At 72.1% G+C, this 19,143-nt stretch carries 16 protein-coding genes; 13 read left to right on the forward strand and 3 right to left on the reverse strand.

Annotated features, from left to right (window positions below):
* The first annotated feature begins 20 nt into the window (after positions 1-20).
* Complete coding sequence (gene aac(3), locus GFD30_RS11810) at positions 21-830, forward strand: aminoglycoside 3-N-acetyltransferase (RefSeq protein WP_153025409.1); 810 nt, start codon at positions 21-23, stop codon at positions 828-830.
* A gap of 173 nt (positions 831-1,003) precedes the next feature.
* On the opposite strand, the gene GFD30_RS11815 is transcribed toward aac(3), so the two are convergent.
* Positions 1,004-2,749, reverse strand: a complete 1,746-nt coding sequence (locus tag GFD30_RS11815; RefSeq protein ID WP_153025410.1) for a glycoside hydrolase family 35 protein — start codon at positions 2,747-2,749, stop codon at positions 1,004-1,006.
* 168 nt (positions 2,750-2,917) lie between these two features.
* Here GFD30_RS11815 and GFD30_RS11820 point away from each other — a divergent pair, with 168 nt between their 5' ends.
* The 11 genes from GFD30_RS11820 (at position 2,918) to GFD30_RS11870 (ending at position 16,357) form a co-directional block, all read left to right on the forward strand.
* The gene (locus GFD30_RS11820; protein ID WP_153025411.1) at positions 2,918-3,934 is read left to right on the forward strand and encodes a LacI family DNA-binding transcriptional regulator; all 1,017 of its coding nucleotides are present in this window, start codon (positions 2,918-2,920) and stop codon (positions 3,932-3,934) included.
* A gap of 108 nt (positions 3,935-4,042) precedes the next feature.
* On the forward strand, positions 4,043-4,936 hold the full coding sequence (locus tag GFD30_RS11825) for an ROK family protein (protein WP_153025412.1): 894 nt from the start codon (positions 4,043-4,045) through the stop codon (positions 4,934-4,936).
* Between the two features lie 9 nt (positions 4,937-4,945).
* Positions 4,946-6,769, forward strand: coding sequence for a class I mannose-6-phosphate isomerase (locus GFD30_RS11830; RefSeq protein ID WP_322633172.1), 1,824 nt, complete (start codon positions 4,946-4,948; stop codon positions 6,767-6,769).
* 37 nt (positions 6,770-6,806) lie between these two features.
* Positions 6,807-8,069: an ABC transporter substrate-binding protein gene (locus GFD30_RS11835; protein ID WP_153025413.1), complete on the forward strand. Its 1,263-nt coding sequence runs from the start codon at positions 6,807-6,809 to the stop codon at positions 8,067-8,069.
* A gap of 7 nt (positions 8,070-8,076) precedes the next feature.
* The gene (locus tag GFD30_RS11840) at positions 8,077-8,979 is read left to right on the forward strand and encodes a carbohydrate ABC transporter permease (protein WP_153025414.1); all 903 of its coding nucleotides are present in this window, start codon (positions 8,077-8,079) and stop codon (positions 8,977-8,979) included.
* A 1-nt stretch (position 8,980) separates the two neighbouring features.
* Entirely contained in the window at positions 8,981-9,808 is an 828-nt protein-coding gene (locus tag GFD30_RS11845; RefSeq protein WP_153025415.1) for a carbohydrate ABC transporter permease, read from the forward strand.
* 8 nt (positions 9,809-9,816) lie between these two features.
* Positions 9,817-12,012 (forward strand): glucosidase family protein, encoded by a 2,196-nt coding sequence (locus GFD30_RS11850; protein ID WP_227996119.1) that lies wholly within the window; start codon positions 9,817-9,819, stop codon positions 12,010-12,012.
* The gene (locus GFD30_RS11855) at positions 12,009-13,178 is read left to right on the forward strand and encodes a GDSL-type esterase/lipase family protein (protein ID WP_322633173.1); all 1,170 of its coding nucleotides are present in this window, start codon (positions 12,009-12,011) and stop codon (positions 13,176-13,178) included. The genes GFD30_RS11850 and GFD30_RS11855 overlap by 4 nt, the downstream gene beginning before the upstream one ends.
* Positions 13,175-14,302 (forward strand): DUF4185 domain-containing protein, encoded by a 1,128-nt coding sequence (locus tag GFD30_RS11860; protein WP_153025416.1) that lies wholly within the window; start codon positions 13,175-13,177, stop codon positions 14,300-14,302. Before GFD30_RS11855 ends, GFD30_RS11860 begins: the two co-directional genes overlap by 4 nt.
* 142 nt (positions 14,303-14,444) lie before the next feature.
* Positions 14,445-14,852 (forward strand): DUF7144 family membrane protein, encoded by a 408-nt coding sequence (locus tag GFD30_RS11865; RefSeq protein WP_153025417.1) that lies wholly within the window; start codon positions 14,445-14,447, stop codon positions 14,850-14,852.
* A gap of 128 nt (positions 14,853-14,980) precedes the next feature.
* Positions 14,981-16,357, forward strand: coding sequence for an NADP-dependent succinic semialdehyde dehydrogenase (locus GFD30_RS11870; RefSeq protein ID WP_153025418.1), 1,377 nt, complete (start codon positions 14,981-14,983; stop codon positions 16,355-16,357).
* Here GFD30_RS11870 and GFD30_RS11875 read toward each other — a convergent pair.
* Both GFD30_RS11875 and GFD30_RS11880 read right to left on the reverse strand, forming a co-directional pair.
* Positions 16,335-17,027: a DNA alkylation repair protein gene (locus GFD30_RS11875; RefSeq protein ID WP_153025419.1), complete on the reverse strand. Its 693-nt coding sequence runs from the start codon at positions 17,025-17,027 to the stop codon at positions 16,335-16,337. The two genes, GFD30_RS11870 and GFD30_RS11875, sit on opposite strands and share 23 nt — an antisense overlap.
* A 9-nt stretch (positions 17,028-17,036) precedes the next feature.
* Positions 17,037-18,593 carry a phytoene desaturase family protein gene (locus tag GFD30_RS11880; RefSeq protein WP_153025420.1) on the reverse strand — a complete coding sequence of 519 codons (1,557 nt, stop codon included), beginning with the start codon at positions 18,591-18,593 and terminating at the stop codon, positions 17,037-17,039.
* A 112-nt stretch (positions 18,594-18,705) separates the two neighbouring features.
* Here GFD30_RS11880 and GFD30_RS11885 point away from each other — a divergent pair, with 112 nt between their 5' ends.
* Complete coding sequence (locus GFD30_RS11885) at positions 18,706-18,942, forward strand: YtxH domain-containing protein (RefSeq protein WP_153025421.1); 237 nt, start codon at positions 18,706-18,708, stop codon at positions 18,940-18,942.
* The last annotated feature ends 201 nt before the right edge of the window (positions 18,943-19,143 follow it).

Consider the following 19,143-nt stretch of genomic DNA (forward strand, 5'->3'; position numbering starts at 1 on the left):
CGATCGGTGAGAATCGGGTCATGAACGATCCACTCGCAGCGGTCCTGACCCGGGTCGGCCTCGCCGCCGATCTGCGCCGCCTCGGCCTCGACGACGGCGACGCGGTCATGGTCCACGCCGCGTTCAGCCGCGTAGGGCCGGTGCTCGGCGGCCCCGACGCGCTGGTCGACGCGGTCTTCGACGTGATCGGCCCGGGCGGGACGATCCTGAGCTACCAGGACTGGGAGCTGGGCGTCGACGTGTGGGACGAGGACGGCCGCGTGCCCGACCGGTTCCGCGAGCACGTGCCGCCCTACGATCCGGCGACGGCCCGCCCGGCCCGCGACCACGGGATCCTCGCGGCCGCGATCGGCACCCGACCCGGCGTGCGCCGCAGCGGCAACCCGGGCGCCTCGGTCGCGGCCGTCGGCGCCCGGGCCGAGGCGTTCACCGCCGACCACCCGCTCGACTTCGGCTACGGCGAGAACTCGCCGTTCGCGCGCCTGGTCGCCGCGGGCGGGCGCGTGCTCATGGTGGGCGCGCCCCTGGACACGATGACGATCCTGCACCACGCCGAGCACCTCGCCGATCTGCCCGGCAAGCGCCGCATCACCATCGAGTACCCGTTCGCGACCCCGGACGGCGCCGAGTGGCGGACCGTCGAGGAGTACGACACGAGCGAACCGGTCGTCGCCGGCCCGCCCGAGGACTACTTCAGGCTCATCGTCGAGGACTTCCTCGCGACCGGTCGCGGGCGCCGGGGCGAGGTCGGGAACGCCGACAGCGTCCTGGTCGGCGCGGCCGACATCGTCGCGTTCGCCGTCGCCTGGCTCGAGGAGCGGTACGGCTAGGGCCTGCCCTCTGCCGAGGCGGTACCCGACCCGTTCGCTCGCAAGGCGGACGGGTGTTCAGGCGACGGGGCCGACAACGCGGCGAGCGGGCAAACGGGCGGACACCGCTCTGATTCACGCTCAAGGGTGGTCCGCACCGGGGCCCTCATGCTCGCCGCCGTCGAGGCCGCCCGCTAGAACTCCAGCGGTCCCAGGTCCGGCTCGGCCGCGAAGCGGAGGACCGCTTCGGGTGCGCCGTCGAGTTCGAGGAGCACCGCCTCGTTCGTGCCCGCGCGCAGCACCGGGCCCGGGACGTACAGGGTGCGCTGTGGTCCGCGGGACCAGTAGCGGCCCAGGCAGAACCCGTTGATCCAGGCGATGCCCTTGCCGAGCCCGGAGGTGTCGAGGAACCGGTCCGCGGCCTCCTCGGCAGTGAACTCGGCGCGCGCGAACGTCAGTCCCGGGATCGCCGGCGCCGCCTCGCCCGCCCCGGTGCCGATGGCGAGCAGATCGGCCTCGCCGATCGCGCGGGTCGCCCAGTCGGTGAGCGGCCGGCCGTCGAGGCGCACGCCGCCGATGATCCCCTTGTCCTCGCCCAGGCGCGGCCCGTAGTTGACGCGGCCCTGGTCCTCGACCAGGAGCCGCAGGGATCCGGTGACGGCCGGGATCGCGAGGGTGCGCTGGTGGAGGTCGCGGGACAGGATCCCGACGCAGACGCCGTCGACGACCACGTGGACCCGGTCGCGGACCTCTCCGACCGTCAGGACGCCGGCCTCGGCCGCGAAGTGCTTCTCGTGCAGCAGGAACGCCGCGTCGTGCCGGGCCTCGGCGAACGTGGGGACCTCCGTCGTCGCGACGGCGGCCAGGGCCTGCGCGGCGTCGAGCAGGGATCCGGCGCGCAGCAGCGGCGCCTCGCCGGTCGGGGCGGGCGCGGCCGGGTCGGGGACCTCGTCCGGCAGTGCGGTGTAGCGGCCGAGGACCTCGCGGAACGCCCAGTACTTGGCGGTGGGGCGGCCGGCCTCGTCGAGGGGCGCGTCGTAGTCGTAGCTGGTGGAGATGGGCATGTAGGTGCCCTTGTCGTTGGCGCCGCTGGTGAGCCCGAAGTTGGTGCCGCCGTGGAACATGTAGAGGTTGACGGAGGCGCCGCGGCTCAGGAGCACGTCGAGGTCGGCGGCGGCGTCCTCGGCCTTGGTGGTGTGGTGGTGGGTGCCCCAGGAGTCGAACCAGCCGTCCCAGTACTCCGAGGACATGAGCGGGCCGGTGGGCTGGTGCTCGCGGAGGACGTCGAGGCGCTCGTCGGAGCGGGAGCCGAACGAGGCGGTCATGTGGAGCCCGGGGGCGGATCCGCGCTTGAGCATCCACGGCTCCGGTTGGTCCACTGTGGTCAGCGGGACGGTGATGCCCTTGTCGCGGAACATCGCCGTGAGCGTCTCGATGTAGGCGGTGTCGTCGCCGTAGGCGCCGTACTCGTTCTCGACCTGCATGAGGATGACGGGCCCGCCGGCGTCGATCTGGAGCGGCGCGACGATCGCGCAGACGTGCTCGAGGTAGTCCTCGATGGCCGCCAGGAAGCGGGGTTCGCTGCGGCGGACGCCCACTTCGGGGTCGGCGAAGAGCCAGGCGGGGAGGCCGCCGTTGTCGAGTTCGGCGCAGATGTACGGCCCGGGGCGCACGATGGCGTGCATGCCCTCGACGGCGACGGCTTCGAGGAACCGGCGCAGGTCGAGGCGGCCGGCCTCGGTCCAGGAGCCGGGTTCGACGGCGTGGAGGTTCCACGGCACGTACGTCTCGATGGTGTTGAGGCCCATGAGGCGCGCCTTGCGGATCCGGTCGGTCCAGTGGTCGGGGTGGACCCGGAAGTAGTGGATCGCGCCCGACAGGACGCGACGGGGCTCGCCGTCGAGCAGGAAGTCGTGCTCGCCGATCGCGAAGCGGCTCATGCGCTGGTCCTTCGTTCGGGGGGTATTTATAGCCGTTAGAAAAATACCCGGAGCGGTCGGCGGGCCGCCGGGCCGGTCGGCGGTTCGGTGAGCTGGCCCCCTTCCCACGGGTCCGACGGGCGGGCCGCGGTCGCATAGGATTGGCGCACTACGCGTGGAAGGGCGGGCATGTCGACGGTTCGAGGGGCGCGGCAGCCGACGATCAAAGAGGTCGCGAGCCGTGCCGGGGTGAGTCCGATGACCGTCTCCCGCACGCTCGCCGGCGGCCGCAACGTGCGTCCGGACGTGCAGCAGCGCGTCATGGAGGCGGTCCGCGAACTCGGCTACTACCGCAACGAGAACGCGCGGAGCCTGCGACCGGGCCAGCCCAGCGGCCTCATCGGGGTCGCGATCACGAACCTCGCCAACCCCTATTACGGCCTCTTCGCGCTCGGTGTCGAGGAGGTGGCCGCCGAGCACGGGCGGCGGATCCTGCTCGGCAACACCGGCGAGGACGACGCACGCGAGCGCCAGCTCGTCAGCGACTTCATCGGCCGCCAGGTCGACGGGCTGATCCTGGTGCCGACCAGCGGCGACGCGGCGCACCTGCGGCCCGAGCGGCTCGGCGACGTGCCGCTGGTGCTCGCCTCCCGCCGCGTCCCGGGCCTGGAGGTCGACACGGTCCTCCTCGACGACGTGGGCGGCGCCTACCGCGGGACGATGGCGCTCCTCGACGCCGGGCACACCCGGATCGGGTTCCTCGGAAACCGCAGCTCGGTGTTCACCGGCGAGCGCCGCTACCGCGGCTACGAGCGGGCGATGACCGAGCGCGGCGCGCCGGTCGACCCCGCGATCATCGCCCGCGACCAGCAGGACGTGGACGCGGCGAGCCGGGCCGCCCGGGCGATGTTCGACCTCGCCGAGCCGCCGACGGCGATCTTCAGCGCGAACAACCGCAACACGATCGGCGCGATGCGCGAGATCGGGCGGCGCATCCGCGAGGGCGTGCCCGGGCCCCGCCCTGCCGTGGTGAGCTTCGACGACTTCGAGCTCTCCGAGCTCATGCCGGTGCCGGTGACGGTGATCGACCACGACGCGCGGCTGCTGGGCCGCGAGGCCGCGACCCTGCTGTTCTCGCGCCTGGACGGCACCGCGGAAGCGCGCGTCCGCACGGTCGAGCTGCCGGTCTCCATCGAATTCCCCTGAGTCGTTCCGGCCGGGTTGCAATCCGCCGCGGTATGTTGGTAACGTTACCAACCGCGAGGCCGCCACGGTCCCGCGAACCCGGCCCACGGACGAGGAGGCAGACGAGCGATGGAGCTCTGCATCGACTTCGGCGGCTCCGAGATCAAACTCGGCGCCTTCGAGCAGGCCGCTCCCGTCCGCACCGCCGCCGTCCCAGTCGGCGACGGCGACCTCGAGGCCGCTGCCGCCGCCGCGGCCGGACTCACCGCCGGCCGTACGCCGGACGCCGTCGGCATCGCCGTCCCCGGCGTCCTCGACCGCGCCGGCAAGCGCATGGTCCGGGCCCACGACAAGCACCCGCGCCTCGACGGCCTCGACCTCGGAGCGTGGGTGCGGGACGCGCTCGGACTCCCCGCGGGCGCGACCGTCGCGGTCGAGAACGACGCCCGGGCCGCCCTCGTCGGCGAGACCACCGCGGGCTCCGCCGCCGGCGCCCGGAACGCCGTGCTCATGACGCTCGGCACCGGCATCGGCACCGCCGCGCTCATCGACGGCGCGCTCCTGCGCGGCGCCCACGACCACGCGGGCATCCTCGGCGGCCACCTCACCGTCGACCTCGACGCCCCCCGGTGCAACTGCGGCAACGTCGGCTGCGCCGAGTCGATCGCCGGGGCCTGGGCCATCCGGCGCGACCTCGCCGCCCGCGGCGACGCCGTCGCCGACGTCCGCGAGATGTTCGCCGCCGCAGCGGCGGGCGACGCCGCCGCGGCCGCCGTCCGCGACCGCGCCATCCGGGCCTGGGGCGCCACCGCGGTGTCGCTGTGCCACGCCTACGACCCCGAGGTCGTCGTCCTCTCCGGCGGCATCATGCGCGCCGGCGGCGCCGTCTCCGCGCCCGTGGAGGCGTACGTCCGCGACCACCTGTGGACCAGTTCGCACCGCCCCGCGTTCATCGTCCCCGACCGCCCCGACCTCTCGGTGCTGCGCGGACTCGCCGTCCTCGCGGCCGACACCCATTCCTAAGGAGCGCTCGTGCCAACCGCCAGTCCGTCCGACCCCATCGGCCGCTACGAGAAGCAGCCGACCGTGCCGCTGCCGGCCGGCGCCCGCGTCCTCACCGGCGCTCGCGCCTGGGCCGCCGCCGCCGACACGGCGACCGAGCGCGCCGCCGGCCGGGCCCCGCGGCTCGTCGTCGACGCCTACCCCGGCGCGGACCTGCCCCTGATCGCCGAGGCGATCGCCGACGCGCTCCCGCAGTGGACGGTCATCGACGTCGAGGACGCCGCCGCCCTCCCGATCGAGGCCATCAACGCGCGCTTCGCCGACAACCTCACCGACGACCGCGTCTTCGGCGTCCTCTCCCACGCCGGCGTCGACGCCTTCTACGACACCGAGCGGCTCGACAAGCTCGCCGTCGAAGTCGACGGCGCCGACCACCCCGTGGTCCTCCTCGGCTGGGGCGCCGACCTCGTCGCCCGCCGCACCGGAGCGCCCTACGCGCTCGTCCTCGCCGACATGGCCCGCTGGGAGATCCAGCTCCGCCAGCGCGCCGGCGCCCCCAACTGGCGGGCCGGCAACCCCGGTGAGGACCGGCTGCGCAAGTACAAGCGCGGGTTCTTCGTCGAGTGGCGCGCCGCCGACCGGCACAAGCGGACCCTGTTCGACCGGGTCGACTTCGTCCTGGACGCCAACGCGATCGGCGCCGCCGCCGCGACCGGCCGCCCCGCCGGGATGATCACCGGCGACGCGTTCCGCACCGCGATCGCCAACGCCGCCCGCGCCCCCTTCCGCGTCGTCCCCTTCTTCGACCCCGGCGTCTGGGGCGGCCAGTGGATGAAGCGCAGACTCGACCTCGACCCGTCGCAGCCGAACTACGCGTGGTGCTTCGACTGCGTCCCCGAGGAGAACTCCCTGCTCCTGGAGGACGCCGACGGCGCGATCGTCGAGATCCCCTCCCTGGACCTGGTGTTCACGCAGCCGAAGGCCCTCCTGGGCGAGCGGACCTACGCGCGCTTCGGCGCCGAGTTCCCCATCCGCTTCGACTTCCTCGACACCATGGAAGGCGGCAACCTCTCCCTCCAGGTGCACCCGCTCACCGACTACATCCAGCAGACCTTCGGGATGCACTACACCCAGGACGAGTCGTACTACCTGCTCGACGCCGGCGACGACGCGGTGGTCTACCTCGGGGTCAAGGACGGCGTCGACCGGGACGCGATGCTCGAGGACCTGCGGACCGCCGAGACCGGCGAGCGGCCCTTCCCGGCCGAGCAGTACGTGAACGCGTTCCCCGCCAAGAAGCACGACCACTTCCTCATCCCCGCCGGCACCGTCCACAGCTCCGGCGCGAACTCGATGGTCCTGGAGATCTCGGCGACCCCGTTCATCTTCACGTTCAAGCTCTGGGACTGGGGCCGGGTCGGCCTCGACGGCGTCCCCCGCCCCGTCCACCTCGACCACGGCGAGCGGAACCTCGTGTGGGACCGCGACCGCGACTGGACCGAGTCGAACCTCGTCAACCGGGTCGAGGTCCTCTCCCAGGAGGACGGCGTCGTCGAGGAGCGCACCGGACTCCACGAGCTCGAGTTCATCGAGGTCCGCCGCCACTGGTTCACCGACCAGGCCGCCCACGACACCGAGGGCACCGTCAACGTCCTCAACCTGGTCGAAGGCGACGAGGCCGAGATCATCAGCCCCACCGGCGCGTTCGCGCCCTACACCGTCCACTACGCCGAGACGTTCATCGTCCCGGCCGCCGTGGGCCCCTATGTCATCCGCCGGACCGAACGCTCGCGCAGCGAGCGGTTCGGAACGGTGAAGGCCTCGGTCCGCGGCACCCGCACCGGCGAGGCGTAAGCCCGCACCCTACCCCTTGAGAACAAAGGAGTTCGACATGAGATCACGGAGGATCCCCCTCACCATCGCGGCGGCCGCCGCGGCGAGCCTGGTGCTCGCCTCGTGCGGCGGCGGCGGGGAAGACGACGGCGCCACCACCGGCACGCTCGACTTCTACACCAACAAGGCCGCGTGGGAGCCCGACTTCGACGAGCTGAACGCCGCCAGCGAGTCCGGCGCCGACATCACCCTTGAGACCACCGGGTACTCCGACGCCGGCCAGTACGACGCGTTCATCAAGCAGTCCTTCCGCACCGACAAGAGCCCCGGCCTGTTCACCTGGCAGACCGGCCCCTCGCTGGCCGAACTCGTCGACGAGGGCCTCATCGCGGAGACCACCGACATCTGGACCAAGGCCGTCGACGAGGGCTGGGTCTCGCCGGACCTGCGCGACTCGTACACCTTCGACGGCGAGCAGTACTGCGTCCCGATGAACATCGCCTACTGGGTCATGTACTACAACAAGACGATCTTCGACGAGCACGGCCTCCAGGAGCCGACCACCTGGGCCGAGCTCGACGCCATCGCCGCGGAGCTCGCCGGAGCCGGGGTCACCCCGTACTACCAGACCAGCACGCTGTTCACCTTCCAGTGGTTCCAGCAGCTCGTCGCCGGCACCGACCCGGAGCTCTACGACGGGCTCGCCACCGGCGAGGTCGAGTACACCGACCCGCGCATCGTCGACATCATGAACACCTGGCTCGATCAGCAGGAGGCCGGCTGGTTCTCCGACGCCGGCTCCACCGTCGACCCGGCCGTCGGCCTCAAGCAGGGCGACTACGCGATGATCAACTTCGGGTCGTTCTTCAACGGCTCCCTCGACGGCGCCGGCATGGTCTCGGGCCAGGACTACGACATGTTCGTGATCCCCGCCGTCAACGGCGACCTCGAGCAGACCCCGGTCGCCGTCGAGTCCGGGCCCCTGTGCGTGGCCGAGAACTCCGCGCAGAAGACCCTCGGCCTGACCTACTCCGAGTGGTGGATGTCGCCCGAGGCGCAGTCCGCCTGGAGTGAGGCCCGCGGCGACGTCGCGTTCAACCCCGAGGCCACGGTCGCCGACCCGATGCTCGAAGAACTCGGCTCCACCGTCTCCGGCGACGGCTACCGGCTCTTCGACCGCTACTACGAGGCCACGCCCACGCCGATCCTCACCGTCGCGCTCGAGCAGTTCGGCGCCTTCATCGCCAACCCGTCCGACCCGCTGCCGTTCCTGGAGGCCATCCAGGCCGAGGCCGACGACTACTGGGCAGACCAGGGATAGCACCGAGATGAGCGACACGACCCCGAACCCGCGGGCCCGCCGGCGGCGTGAACCGTACCGCCGGCCGGCCCTGGGGTTCATCGCGCCAGGCGTGCTCCTCGTGGCGGTGCTCCTGTACCTGCCGCTGGTGTGGACGACGTTCCTCAGCCTCACCGAGTACAACGGCCTGGGCGATCCCGAATGGATCGGCCTCGAGAACTACGTCGAGATGTTCGACGACCCCGGATTCGTCGGCTCCGTGCTCAACACGCTGCTGTGGGTCGCCGGCACCCTCCTCGTCCCGGTGGGCATCGGGCTGGGGGTCGCCCTGCTCACCTGGAACCTCAAGGGCGGCACCTGGCTGCGCCTGCCGTTCCTCATCCCGTACGCGCTCTCGGGGATCGGGGTCGGCGTCATCTGGTCGTTCATCCTGTCCGGCGACGGCGCCCTCGACCAGGCGCTCGCCGCCTTCGGAGTCGACGACACGCCGCGCTGGCTCGTCGACGCCCCGCTCAACACGGTCGTGATGATCCTCGCGACCGCGTGGCAGGGCGTCGGCGTGAACGCCCTCCTGTTCACGATCGGCCTCCAGTCGATTCCCAGGGAGCCGCTCGAAGCGGCCCGCATGGACGGCGCCAACGGGCTCCGGCTGTTCCGCAGCATCCTGTGGCCGATGCTGCGGCCGCTGACCGCGGTCGTCGTGGGCCTCTCGATCGTCGCCTCGCTGAAGACCTTCGACATCGTGCAGGGCATGACGAAAGGCGGCCCGGGGCGCGACTCCGAGACGCTCGCGTTGACGATGTACAAGGAGACGTTCGTGAACAGCGAGTACGGGCTCGGCTCGGCGATCGCGGTGTTCCTCACCGTCGTCACGCTCCTGGCCTCCATCCTCTACCTGCGCCAGCAGCTCTCCAGCAAGCACGGGGTCTGACATGCCGTTCAAGCACACCGCACGCGTCTTCCGCACCGCCGTCCTGGCCGTCCTCGGCCTGGTCTGGCTGCTCCCGGTCTACCTGCTGCTGGTCAACGCCGCGAAGTCCCCGGCGACGTTCACCACCAAGGAGTCGTGGCTGCCCACCGACTTCGCCCTGTTCGGCAACATCGCCGAGGCGCTGCGGCTCTCGGGCCTCGCTGAGAGCGCCGCCAGCACCCTCCTGTACGCGGTCGTCTCGCCCGCGATCGCCGTCCTCGTCGGCGCCGCCGCCGGGTTCGCGATCGTCGCGCTCCGCCTCAGGCACGGCTTCGCCTGGTTCGTCGCCATCTTCGGCGGCACCGTGTTCCCGCTCCAGATGATCCTGCTGCCGCTGTTCGACGCCTACTCGCGCACCGGCCTGTTCGACACGCAGGCGGGCATGATCATCGTGTACACGGCGATCTCGATCCCGTTCTCGGCGTTCGTGATGCGCAACTTCTTCAGCGGCATCGCCCACAGCGTGTTCGAAGCGGCCGTCATCGACGGCGCCTCGACCTGGCGGATCTTCGCCCGCGTCTACCTGCCGATGGCCTCGAGCGCGCTCGTGGCGATCTTCATCCTCCAGGCCACCTTCATCTGGAACGACTTCCTGCTCGGCCTGGTCCTCAGCCAGTCCGACACGGTGCGGCCCATCGTGACCAGCCTCGCGGGGATGCAGAGCACCTACGGCGGCGCCCAGATGTCCACGGTGCTCGCCGGCGGGCTGCTCGTCTCGCTGCCCACGGTGGTCCTGTTCCTGTTCACGCAGAAGTTCTTCGCCCGCGGCCTCGCCCTCGGGCAGTACTAGGAGCTCCCATGCGCCACATACCCACAGTGGACGACCTCGCCGCCGACCCGGTGACGCACCACTACGACGACATGATCGCCCCCAGCGGCCTGACGAACTTCCTCGGCACCGCCCGGGTCGAGCACGACCTGACCGCGGTCGGCGCCGTCACGTTCCCCCCGGTCTCCCAGGGCCTCACCCGCACCGCCGCGTGCTTCGTGGACGGGCGCCTCGTCGAGTCCTACGGCGCCCCCGTCACCCACGAATGGCGCCCCGACCGGGTCCGCCGCAGCGTCGCCCTGCCCGGCCTCGACCTGTCCACGGTCACCGTCTGCGCCCCCGGCGAGACCGGCGTCGCGATCGACGTCAGCGTCACCAACACGGGGGAGGAGCACCGCACCGTCCCCGTCACCCTCACCCTCGCCGCCGGAGCGACCCGCTCGGCCGAGGCGTGGCTCGACGCCGTCGCCCCCGAGGAGCGCAACCGCGCCGCCACCGGACCCTCCCGCCTGGTCTTCCACAACCGCGCCCGCACCGCCTGGAGCGTCCAGGGCGTCGACACCGCCGCCGACGTGCGCCTCTCCGGGATCGCCCCCGCCGCAGGGGAACACGAGGTCGGCATCGGCGGCATCGAACGCGGCGGCGAGGTCACCGTCCGCCTCGACCTCGCCCCCGGCGCCACCGCCCGCTTCGGCTACGTCCACACCGTCGCCGAGACCCAGGACGCCGCCCAGGCGGCCTTCGACCGCATCGCCGCCGACGTCCCCGCCGCGGTCCGAGCGGCCGAGACCTTCTGGAACACCCAGCTCGACGCCGCCTTCCGACCCGGCAACGGCGAGTTCTCCGGCCACCTGCCCGTCCTGGAGACCACCTCGGCTCCCCTGCGGCGCCTCTACTGGTGGGGCGTCCTCGGCGTCGTCTGGTTCCGCCGCGACTTCGCCGGCAACGTCCTCGGACGCAGCTACGACACCCTCATGCCGAACTACTGGGCCACCACCACGTTCATCTGGGACTTCAGCCTCAGCTCCATCTCCCACGCCCTCCTCGACCCCGACGCCATGCGCCGCCAGATCGAGCACTGGATCGCCTCCGACGTCCACACCCACTTCGGCACCTCCTCGCTCACCGGCGGACCGGTCGGACGCTGGTACTCGGTCAACGACTACGCCATGACCCGCCTGGTCCACGACTACCTGCGCTTCACCGGCGACACGGGCCTCCTCGAGGCCGCCCCCGGCGGCCGGCCGGTCGCCGACCACCTCCGCGACTGGGCGCTGGCCTGGCATGACCTGCGCGGCGCCTCGCCGCTCGCCGACTACGGCGAGATCGACAACCTCCTCGAATGCGTCAGCTCCTACACCCACGAAGTGGCGAGCCTGAACGCCGCGAACGTGTGGAGCATGCGCACGGTCGCCGAGATCCTCGCCGCCCGAGGCGACGTCGACGGCGCCGCGGCCCTCACCGCCGAAGCCGACGCCCTCGTCAAGGCCGTCGCCGAGCTCTATGTTCCCGGCGGCGGCCACTTCGCCGCCCGCCAACCGGACGGCACCCGCGTACCGGTCCGCCACGTCTACGACTTCTCCATCGTCGGCACCACCATCGCCGGCGACCTCGACGCGACCGTCCGCCGCGAGATGGTCGACTTCTTCCGCCGCGAACTCCAGACCGGCGTCTGGCTCCGCTCGCTGTCCCCATGGGACCCGGACGCGAGCTACTCCGTCCGCCCCGACCACCAGTGGAACGGCGCCTACCCCGCCTGGCCCGCCGACGCCGCCCGCGCCCTCGTCGGGCTCGGCGCCGCCCGGACCGCCATCGACTGGCTCCCGGGCCTGGCCCGCTCCGCCAACCAGGGCCCGCCCGGCCAGGCGCACTTCACCGAAGAGGCGATGCCCGCCCTCAACGGCGGCGCCCGCAAGGCTCCGCCCCAGCTCCCGTACATCATCGACTGGGCCTGCTCCTCCGCCGGAGCCTATGCGGCCCTGGTCATCGAGTCGTTCTTCGGCGTCGACCCGCGCGTCGGCTCCGACCGGCTCGACACCTCGCGCGCCTGCATCGCCGACCTCGACCCGGACGCGGTCCTGCGCGGCCTGCGCCTGGGCGACCGCCTCGTCGACGTCCACGCGGACGGCACGGTCACCGACAGCGCGATCATCGGCGGCACCGTCACCGACAGCGCGGGCACCGAGAGTGCGGTCACCGACGGCACGGCGGTCGACGTCCCGTGAACCCCTTGCAGCCCTACGACATGAGGCCGCTCATCCGCGGCGCCGTCGAGATCGAGGAGACCGGTCGCGGCCTCCTGCCGCACCGGCTGCCGCGCTGGGCCCGGCGCCAGATCCCCGACCGCTTCATGGTGCAGACCAGCGCTGAGAGCGCGGGCGTCCGGCTCGCGTTCCGCACCGCCGCCGACACCCTCGAACTCGACGTGCAGGCGCGGCGCATCGCCGCCGACGCCGACACGCCCCTCCCGCCGAGCGTCTACGAGCTCACCGAGGACGGCGAGGTCGCGGCGGCCGCGGCCGTCCCGGTCGGCTCCCGCTTCGTCTTCACCTTCGAACGCCCCGAAGGCGAGATCGTCCCCGGCCCGGACGCGACCGCCCGGTTCACCGGCCTCGCCCGCGGCGCCGAACGCGACCTCGAACTGTGGCTCCCGTACCACGACGCCGTCGAACTCCTCGAGCTGCGCGCCGACGCTCCGGTCACGCCCGCCCCCGACCGCGGGGCGGTCCGCTGGCTCCACCACGGCAGCTCCATCAGCCACGGCTACCGCGCCGACACGACCACCGGCACCTGGCCCGCCGTCGCCGCCCTCCGGGCCGGCGTCGACCTGACCAACCTCGCATTCAGCGGCAACGCGATGCTCGACCCGTTCACCGCCAGGACCATCCGCGACACCCCCGCCGACCTCATCACCCTCAAGATCGGCATCAACATCGTCTGCGGCGACACGATGCGCCTGCGCGCCTTCCGGCCGGCCGTCGACGGCTTCCTCGACACCGTCCGCGACGGCCACCCCGACACCCCGATCGTCCTGGTCTCCCCGATCTGGTGCGAGCCGGTCGAGACCGCCGCCGGACCCACCGTGCAGGACCCCGACCGCGACCGGGAGTGGTCCGTCGCCGCCGGCACCGAGGACGACGTCCTCCTCGGCAAGCTCTCACTCCAGGTCGTCCGCGCCGAGCTCGCCGCCATCGCCGACCGCCGCCAGGACGACGACCACCGCCTCCACTACCTCGACGGCCTGACCCTCTACAGTGGACAGGACGCCGCATCGACGCCGCTGCCCGACAACCTCCACCCCGGACCCGACGTCCAGCGCCTCATCGGCGAGCGGTTCGCCGACCGAGTCCTGGCCGAACTCACCCCCGAACTGCAAAGGAGCAGCACATGACCCGCCGACCGATCGCGATCGCCGGGGCGGCCCTCGCCGCCCTGGCCGTCGCCGCGATCCCGACCGCCGCGCAGGCCGCACCCGCCTGCGAGCCGACCGTCACCGCCTCCGTCAACGAGGAGCTCACCGAGCGCTTCGGCACCTACGGCGACACCGCCGGCCGCTGGACCGGCGCCGACTCCGCCTACAGCGTCCCGCTCCCCGACGGCACCACCGCGTGGCTCTACTCCGACACCTTCATGGGCGAGGTCGACGACGACCTGAGCCGGCCCCTCGACTCGCCGTTCCTCCACAACTCGATCATCGTCGACGACGGCGGCGTCCTCACCACCCACACCGGCGGCACCGAGGCCGCCCCCGAATCGCTCGCCAAGGTCGCCGGCGCCGACGAGTCCCAGAACTGGTACTGGTTCGGGGACGGCACTGTCGAAGGCAGCACAGACGAAGGCGGCACCCTCCAGGTGATGCTCCTCGAGTTCGTCAAGACCGGCACCGGCGTCTTCGACTTCAAGTTCACCGGCAACGCCGTCGCCTCCTTCGACACCGACGACATGAGCCTCACCGCGATCACCGAACTCCCCGCCTCGGAGGTGAACTGGGGCTCGGCGATCTACGAGGACCCCCGCGACGGCTACACCTACGTCTTCGGCGTCGAGGACGACCAGGCGCAGAAGTACGCCCACCTCGCCCGCGTCCCCTCCGGCTCCCTCACCACCGCCGCCTGGGAGTACTACGCCGCCGGCGAGTGGACCTCCGACCCGAACGCCTCCACCCGCATCCTCGAAGGCGTCTCCAACGAGTTCAGCGTCCACCGCTTCCAAGGGAAGTTCACCCTCGTCACCGGCGACGCCACCGCGCCGCTCAGCGCCGAGATCGTGATGTACCGCAGCGACGACCTGGAGGGCCCGTACACCGGCAAGACCGTCCTCTACACGACCCCCGAGACCGGCGGCAACGTCTTCACCTACAACGCCAAGGCCCACCCGAACCTCGGCGACGCCGACTCGCTGCTGATCACCTACAACGTCAACAGCTTCGAAGGCGCCGACCTCTACGCCGACGCCCACATCTACCGTCCCCGCTACATCGACGTCGACGTCCAGAACCCGGGCCGCCGCCGATGAGGGAAGGGGACCGCCCGGGCGAACCCCGGGCGGTCCCCTTTCCACCGCCGTGCGACTGATTCGCGCATTCCGCCCCCGCCCCGCGCCCGCGGGAGTACACAGGAGCGAAGGGCGATCCGCGCCCGCGACGGAAGGAGTGGCGATGTCACCGGACGACGGCAGCAGGCTCGCATGGGCCACCGCGGGCGCGGTCACCGCAGGCGCCCTGATGATCACGGTGGGCCTGTTCCAGCTCTTCGAAGGCATCGCGGCCGTCTCGCGCGACCGGCTGCTCCTGGACCTCGACGACTATACCTTCGCGCTCGACCTCACCGGCTGGGGCTGGATCCACATCGTCCTCGGCACGCTGGTCGCCCTCACCGGCGTGTTCGTCCTCAAGGGCCGCTCGTGGGCGTACGGCTTCGGCATCGGCCTCGCCGCGATCTCCGCGCTGAACCAGTTCTTCTTCCTGCCCTACTACCCGGTGTGGGCGCTGCTCATCATCGCCTTCGACGTGTTCGTCATCTGGGCCCTCTCCGTGGTCCTCGCCGAGGTCAACGCGCCCTCCTGAGCCCGCCCTCCCCAGACCGGCCGAGTCCGTGCGGCCCGCGCCGGCGGACCGCCTAAGCTGATTCATACCGACCAGTTGGTATGTGCCGGGCCGCTGCGGCGCGGCACCTCCCCGAAAGGATTCGACGAATGGCGATCGCGACCGTCAACCCCGCCACCGGAGCGACCGAGCAGGAGTTCGAACCCCACTCCGCCGAGGAGGTGCAGCGGCGGATCGCCGCCGCCCACGACGCCTTCGCAGCGCTCAAGGACACCACCTTCGCCGACCGCGCCCGGTGGCTGCGCGCCGCCGCCGACCTCCTCGACGCCGAAGCGGACGCGACGGCGCGACTCCTCGTCCTCGAGATGGGCAAGCCCATCGCACAGGCCGACGCCGAGGTCCGCAAGAGCGCCAAGGGCCTGCGCTACTACGCCGAGCACGCCGAGGCGTTCCTCGCGGACCAGCCCCTCGCCGACCCCTCCGCCGTCGGCGCTTCCCGGGCCTGGACCCGCTACGAACCGCTCGGCCCCGTCCTCGCCGTCATGCCCTGGAACTTCCCGGTCTGGCAGGCCATGCGCTTCGCCGCGCCCGCGCTCGCCGCGGGCAACACCGGCCTGCTCAAGCACGCCTCCAACGTCCCCCAGACCGCGCTCTACCTCGACACGCTCTTCGAACGCGCGGGCTTCCCCGCCGGCGCCTTCCAAGCGCTCCTCATCGGCTCCGCCGAGGTCAACGCCGTCATCGAGGACGAGCGCGTCACCGCCGTCACCCTCACCGGCTCCGACCCCGCCGGCCGCGCCGTCGCCGCCGCCGCAGGCGCCCAGCTCAAGAAGACCGTCCTCGAACTCGGCGGATCCGACCCGTTCATCGTGCTGCCCTCCGCCGACCTCGACGCCGCCGTTACGACCGCCGTCAAGGCCCGCATCGTCAACAACGGGCAGTCGTGCATCGCAGCGAAGCGTTTCATCGTCCACACCGACGTCTACGACGAGTTCAGCCGCCGCTTCACCGAGGCCACCGCCGCCCTCGTCGTCGGCGACCCCCTCGACCCGGCGACCGATGTCGGCCCCCTCGCCACCGAGTCGGGCCGCGACGACCTCGCCGCACTCGTCGACGACGCGGTCGCCAAAGGCGCCGAGGTCCTCACCGGCGGCGGCATCCCCGACCGGGCCGGCTGGTTCTACACGCCCACCGTCCTCGCCGGCCTCGGCGACGACGCCAGGATCGTCAGGGAAGAGGCGTTCGGACCGGTCGCGGCCCTCTACCGCGCCGAGGACGCCGCCGACGCGGCGCGCATCGCCAACCGGACGGCGTTCGGCCTCTCCAGCTCGGTCTGGACGAACGACGCCGACGAGCAGGACTGGTTCGTCCGCAACCTCGACGCCGGAGCGGTCTTCGTCAACGGCATGACCGTGTCCTTCCCCGAGCTCCCGTTCGGCGGCGTCAAGAACTCCGGCTACGGCCGCGAACTCGGCGCCGCCGGCATCCGCGAGTTCACCAACCTCAAGACCGTCTGGAAGGGCTGACCGCAGCGCTTTCCTTGCGCCGCACCAGCTCCCCGATCCAGGCCGGCGCGTACGGCGACGTGCAGCCCGGCGGGGTCGGGTAGTCCTTCAGCACGCCGAGCCGCTCGCCGATCGCGATCGCCCGGGCGCGGTGCTCGGCGTGGTCGATGCCGATCTGCGCCAGGCAGTGGTTCATCGCCCACTGCAACCGGTCCGGCGCGTCCTTCATCTCGGCCTCGATGACGTCGAGCAGCGCCGCGAGGTCCAGGCCCTCGGGCCGCTTCGCGACGCGCTCGGTCGTCAGGGCCCATCCCGCGCTCGCCACCACCGGGTCCGGGTCGGCCGTCCAGGCGAGCCGCAGCGCCTCGGCCTGCGGGTGCTTCTTGGCGACGTAGTTGACGAGCCAGTCGTGGACCTTCGGGGTGCGCGCGTCGCGCAGCATCGCGTCGAGCCGCTCCCGCTCGAACGCCTTCGGGCGGCAGATCAGGAGCGCGAGGAGCCGCGCCGCGGTGTCGCCGGTGTCCCAGAGCTCCAGGGCCAGCTCCTGCTGCGTCTTGAGCCGCTTGGCGACGGCCCGCAGCTTCGTCAGGTTCACGCCGTGGTCGTCGCCGTTCCGCTCGTTGACCTCGCGGATCCGGGGGTCGTCCAGCCCGGCCAGCTCGGCCATGACCTCGGCGGTCGTCGTGTCCATCCACCGATCCTAGAACCCGAGCACCGCCATGGCCGCGTTGTGGCCGGGGATGCCGCTGACGCCGCCGCCGCGGACCGCCCCGGCACCGCAGAGCAGGACGTTCGCGTGCGCCGTCTCCACGCCCCAGCGGCCCTGCGACTCGTCGGTCCGGTACGGCCACGACAGGTCCCGGTGGAAGATGTTGCCGCCGGGGAGCCGCAGGTCGCGTTCGAGGTCGACGGGGCTCTTCGCCTCGATGCACGGGTCGCCGTTCGCGTCCTCGGCCAGGCAGTCGGCGAGCGGCTCGTCGAGGTACCGGTCGAGCTGCGCGATCGTCGCGTCCAGGAGCGCCGCCTTCGCCTCCCGGTCGGCGCCTCCCCGGAACAGGCGCGCCGGCGCGTGCAGCCCGAACAGCGTCAGCGTCTGGAAGCCCTGCCGCACCAGGTCCTCGCCTAGGACCGACGGGTCGGACAGGGAGTGGCAGTAGATCTCGGACGGCGGCCGCGCCGGCAGCCGGCCCGCGGCCGCCTCGGCGTAGGCCGCCTCCATCTGCTCGAACGACTCGGACACATGGAAGGTCCCCGCGAACGCCTCGCGCGGGTCGACGTCGGCGTCGCGCAGCCGCGGCAGCCGCTTGAGCAGCATGTTCACCTTCAACTGCGCGCCTTCGGCCCGCTCGGGGGCCGCCTCGCCGAGCAGGTCCGCCAGCGCTTCGGGCGAGGCGTTGACCAGCACGTGGCGGGCCTCGACCGCCGCGGCGCCGTCCGCGTTCGCGAACGCCACCTCGGCGCGGGTGCCGTCGGCGGCGATGCCGGTGACCTCGTGCCCGGTGAGGATCTCCGCGCCGGCGGCCCGGGCCGCGGCGGCCAGCTCGTCGGTGAAGGCGCCCATGCCGCCGACCGGCACGTCCCAGTCGCCGGTCCCGCCGCCGATGACGTGGTACAGGAAGGTGCGGTTCTGCCGCAGGTCCTCGGCCCACGCCGAGGTGAAGGTGCCGATGAGGCCGTCGGTGAGCACCACGCCGCGGACGAGGTCGTCGCGAAAACTCGCCTCGATCGCCTCGCCGAGGGGCGCTTCGAAGAACATGCGCCAGGCCCGGTCGTCGCCGACGCGGCGGCGCAGCTCCGCTTCGGCGACGAGCGGCTCGGTGAGCGTCGGGAAGACCGCCTCGGCCACGGTCGCGGCCGCGCCGTAGAACGCCTGCCACGCCTCGAATTCGGTGTCGGAGCCGGTGAGCCGCGCGAACGACTCGCGGTTCCGGGCCCGGTCGCGGGTGACGAGCAGCCCCGCGGGGCGGCCGCCGCGGTCGGTCGGTGTGTAGGAGGAGACGTGCCGCTTGCGCACCTGGAAGCGCAGGCCGAGGTCGTCGACGATCTTGCGCGGCAGCAGACTGACCAGATAGGAGTACCGGGACAGGCGTGCGTCCACACCGGGGAACGCGGGGGCGGAGATGGCGGCGCCTCCGGTGCGCCCCAGCCGTTCCAGGACCAGGACGCGCTTGCCGGCGCGGGCGAGGTAGGCGGCGGCGGTGAGGCCGTTGTGGCCGCCGCCGACGATGACGGCGTCGTAGGACCGATGCTGTGGCATGGACATTCCTAACATGAACCGTTCTGTTTCCGGTGAAGTCGGTTCGGGAACTTTGTTTCGACAGCGTGTCCCCCTATAGTGGGACGTACCGACGCGAAAAGGGGGTAGGTCTATGGGCTTGCTGGACAAGTTCAACGAGCTGAAGGACATGGTGACCGGCGTCGTCGAAGAGGCCAAGGGCCAGGCCGGCGAGATGGCGGGCGACGCGACCGACGCGGCGGCCGCCGAGTACGGCGACGCCGCGCAGCAGGCGGGCGACGCGGTGCAGGGCGCCGGCGACTCGGTACAGGACGCCCAGGACGGCGCACAGGGCGCCGTAGAGGACTTCCGCAACGAGCACGGACTCTGAGCGACTCAGCGACGGACGTGGAGCGGCGCCCCGGCCTCGGCCGGGGCGCCGCTCCGGCGCTCGATGCCGGAGCCCGGATCCCTCTCGTCCGCAACGGCGGTTTCCGCCGCGGGCGGCACCAGGTCGCCCCGGCGCCGCGGCCGTCGAGGCCCGCGAAGCCGAAGCGGTCGGAGCCGCGCCGCGGGTAGGTTTGCCGGAGCA

The sequence above is a fragment of the Glycomyces albidus genome (genome assembly GCF_009451885.1).
In the GTDB taxonomy this organism is placed as follows: domain Bacteria; phylum Actinomycetota; class Actinomycetes; order Mycobacteriales; family Micromonosporaceae; genus Glycomyces; species Glycomyces albidus.